Raw genomic sequence first — 916 nt, forward strand, 5'->3', positions numbered from 1 at the left:
GCCGACGACCAGCAGCGCGGAGGCGGCGAGGGCAAGGCTTTGCAATCGATGGGAAGAAATGTTGCTCATGGGTCAGGACTGCGGGTCGAACTGGTACTTGGCCATGGGGCGCTCTCTTCGGGATTGGCGTCGCTGCCGATGATCGCTCAGCGGGAGGAGCGTTTCCGTGCCGCTGTCCCCGCCATCCCGCTGATCCCGCCCAGGATCAGATCGATCCCCGCCAGAAAGTCGGCGCGGTCGTCGTGCTGCTGCAGTTGCTCCGCCATCGATCGTGTGAACGGGTACTCGGTTTCATCGAGTTCCGACCACGCGATGGAGACCTCGCCCAGGAAGCCCTCCCGATCGATCTCGCGCTCCTGCGCCGAGAGCCGGTTCGCGGCGTTCTGTCCGCCGACGCCGAGGATGTAGTGCAGCAGTGCCGACGCTGCCGCCCATTGCCCGGCCTTCGGCACGCCGAGTGCCTGCACATGCCGCCCGATGCGCTCGAACAGGCGCACCATCGGCAGTTGCCCGGCCGCCTGCAGCAGCGCCGAGCCGATCCAGGGATGCTCGTCCATCGCGTCGAACATGCCCGCCGCCAAGCCGTGGAGGGTGTCGCCCTGCGCCTGCATCGCACCGGCGATCACCGCGTCGCAGGCGGCGACCACCAGATCGCCCTTGTTCGCGATGTGCCAGTAGATCGCGCCGGGCCCCGTCGCCAGGCGCTCCGACAGGGCGCGGAATGTCAGCCCGCCTTCGCCGGCGCTGTCGAGCAGCTCGATGGCGGTCTCGATGATGCGATCCCGCGAGAGGGAATCCTCGCGCCGCTGAGGCGCGCGTGATTTCTTGGGCATGCCGCATCTTGACACAAGTGGAATGCCGTTCCAATATCATGGAATGACATTCCATTCACGCACGATCGCCATCGTCGGCGCTG

1 protein-coding gene is annotated in these 916 nt (G+C 66.6%); it reads right to left on the bottom strand.

Annotated elements, in window-relative coordinates; all coding sequences use genetic code 11:
* Positions 1-146 precede the first annotated feature (146 nt).
* Positions 147-833 (bottom strand): TetR/AcrR family transcriptional regulator, encoded by a 687-nt coding sequence (locus AC1D15_RS34640; protein WP_477829640.1) that lies wholly within the window; start codon positions 831-833, stop codon positions 147-149.
* Positions 834-916: the final 83 nt, after the last annotated feature.

It is taken from the genome of Rhizobacter sp. P2_H2 (assembly GCF_056403375.1).

What these genes read in the sequence shown, in the direction of transcription:
- AC1D15_RS34640 (WP_477829640.1), bottom strand. Translation starts at nt 833, where the DNA reads ATGCCCAAGAAATCACGCGCGCCTCAGCGGCGCGAGGATTCCCTCTCG.